Below are 3,073 nucleotides of genomic sequence, written 5' to 3' on the forward strand. Positions count from 1 at the left end.
GTAGATAGATCGCTAGAAATGATTGTAGGCCTATTAGGTATCTTAAAGGCTGGTGGAGCTTATGTACCATTAGATCCCTCTTATCCAGAAGAAAGATTAAACTATATTTTAAACGATGCAAACCTAAACATAATACTGTCAAAAAATAATACAATTGAGTGGACTGCAAAAGATATTAAAAATATTAATTTGGATAAAAATAAAGAAGAGATTTCTAAAGAATGTATGGATAATCCATCAATTACAATTAAATTAGATAACTTGGCTTATGTAATTTATACATCTGGATCCACAGGAAATCCAAAAGGGGTACTTCTTGAACACAAAGGTGTATGTAATCTTATTGCGACTACTATCAATATCATGCAAATAGATTCAATGAGTCGGGTTATCCAGTTTGCTTCAGTATCTTTTGATGCTTCCGTATTTGAAATTTTCCCTAGTCTAATAGCTGGTGCAACTTTATATATTAGTAACAAAGAAGGAATTATGCCTGGTAAACCGTTAACTACATTTTTACAAAACTATAAAATTACACATGCAACTTTACCACCTACAGTCTTAAATATTTTAGATGAATCGAAATTTAAAAACCTTAAAGTAATTGTATCTGCAGGCTCAGCTTGTAGTGAACACATAGCACAGCGTTGGTCTAAAAACTTTCTATTTATCAATGGATATGGTCCAACAGAAGCTACAGTCTGTGCTACTGCTGGTGTTTATGATGGTTATGGCGAGCCACATATCGGGCATCCAATTCCAAATGTTGAAGTATATATATTAGATCAAAATCAACAACCCGTTACTGCTGGAGGAGTTGGTGAGCTTTATATTGGAGGTATAGGGGTTGCTAGAGGATATTTAAATCGCCCTGAATTGACAAAAAAGTCTTTTATTTCCAATCCATTCAAAGAGGATTCTTCTGTCAAATTATATCGAACAGGAGATTTGGTTAAACATTTACTTGATGGCAATATAGAATATATTGATCGAATGGATAACCAAGTAAAAGTCAGAGGGTTCCGAATTGAGTTAGGAGAAATTGAAGCGGTACTGGGAAAGAATCCTAGTATAAGAGAAGTAGCTGTAGTGGCTCAGGATGATACGTTTGGAGATAAACAGTTAATAGCCTACGTTGCTGGTGAAGGAAGTATACAAAATTGGAGAGAATATATAACGGAAAAACTTCCAAATTATATGGTACCAGCTCATTTTATAAAACTGGATGCACTTCCTTTAACCATAAATGGAAAGGTTGATACGAAATCCTTACCAAAATGGGAACATTCCATCCAAAATATAAAACAGTATGTACCACCTCGTAATGAGATAGAAAAAAAACTAGTGGAAATATGGTCTGAAGTACTGGGAATTAATCAACCTATGATTGGTGTGCAAGATAATTTCTTTGAATTAGGCGGTCATTCATTATTAGCGACAAAGATTATTGTACGTGTTCAAGAAAATTTAAACATTAGATTACCTGTAGGTGCGATATTCAAACACCCAGATATAGAGTGTTTATCAAAAAAAATCGAGATGAAATCTCAATTGAAAAAGGAAGATACTTTACCAGTTTTAAAGGCAACTGAACGTAATGAATATGAACAATTATCCTATGCTCAACAAAGACTATGGTTTATTGATAAAATGGAAACTAATAGTTCGCTTTATAATATTCCACTTGCATGGCGTTTAAAGGGTCAATATAACATTGATTCATTAACAAAAGCATTTAATCAGTTGATACAAAGACATGAAATTTTGCGTACAGTATTTAAAGAAATAAATGGTAAGCCAATGCAGTTAATTCAGGATAATCAAGAACATTTACTACCAGTGGTGGATTTAAGACATCTTTCTCAAGAAGAAAAGAATATAGAAATAGCAAAACAAGAAAAAATAGATGTGGATCAACCTTTTAACTTGAGACAAGGGCCCTTAATTCGTGCTTATTTACTTCTTATGGAGAACGATGAATTAGTAATTCATTGTACCATTCATCACATCATTTTTGATGGCTGGTCTCTAAATATCTTTATCGATGAATGGATGAATTTATACCAGGCTCACTTAAAAAATAAAGATATTTCTCTGCCACCTTTACCAATTCAGTATACTGACTTTGCAAATTGGCAGAGAAATACTTTACAAGGAGCAAGGTTAAACAAACAATTGGAATATTGGAAACAAGAACTGAATGGTCCGATTCCTGTACTACAATTACCGCTGGATTTCCCACGGCCGGCTATACAGACCTATAATGGAAGTACACATCAATTTATTTTACCAAAAACATTATTGAATAAAATAAAATCATTTAGTCATAAGGAAAGTGTGACTTTATTTGCAGTTTTATTAGCTAGTTATCAAGGGTTCCTTTTTCGTTATACAGGACAAAAAGAAATTTTAATAGGTAGTCCTATCGCTAATAGACATTACCCAGAGATTGAAGGTCTTATTGGTTTCTTTGTAAATACACTAATATATAGAGCGCGCTGTACAAATAATACAACATTCAACGAGTTAGTAAAACAAGTAAACGAAAAAATAATTGAAGCGCAAGATCATCAAGATGTTCCTTTTGAAAAAATAGTAGAAGCTGTGAAGCCTGAGAGAAATGCTAGCTATTCGCCATTATTTCAAACTATGTTTGTATTACAGAGTCAATCAAGAAAGTTACCAGGTGTATTAGATCATCAATTAGAGAAACTGCCTAGAAGCATGAATGGTTCAAAATTTGATTTGACAGTCACAATGGAAGAGGTTGAAAAAGAACTACAGGTTGAATTTGAGTACAATACAGATTTATTTCATGCTAGTACAATCGAACGAATGGTTCAAAATTTTGAAACCTGGTTAAATGAAGTGATAGATTTTCCTGAGGAACATATTGGTAATTTGAGATTAGTTAGTAGAACAGAAGAGAGACAATTATTAAGAGAATGGACGAGTACAACAGTAGAATATCCTAAGGAATCTGTTATTCAAGAATTATTTGAACAGCAAGTAGTAAAGTCCCCAAACGGTGTTGCTGTTGTTTATAAGGATCAACAACTCACTTATAGAGAAT

General features: G+C 33.0%; 1 protein-coding gene. It reads left to right on the plus strand.

All coding sequences use genetic code 11. The features are described from left to right. The coding region (locus tag ATL10_RS30450) for a non-ribosomal peptide synthetase (protein WP_142670043.1) at positions 1–3,073 on the plus strand (3,073 nt) is incomplete at both ends.

This window comes from Bacillus sp. 196mf (assembly GCF_003217275.1).
GTDB lineage: Bacteria > Bacillota > Bacilli > Bacillales > Bacillaceae_G > Bacillus_A > Bacillus_A thuringiensis_S.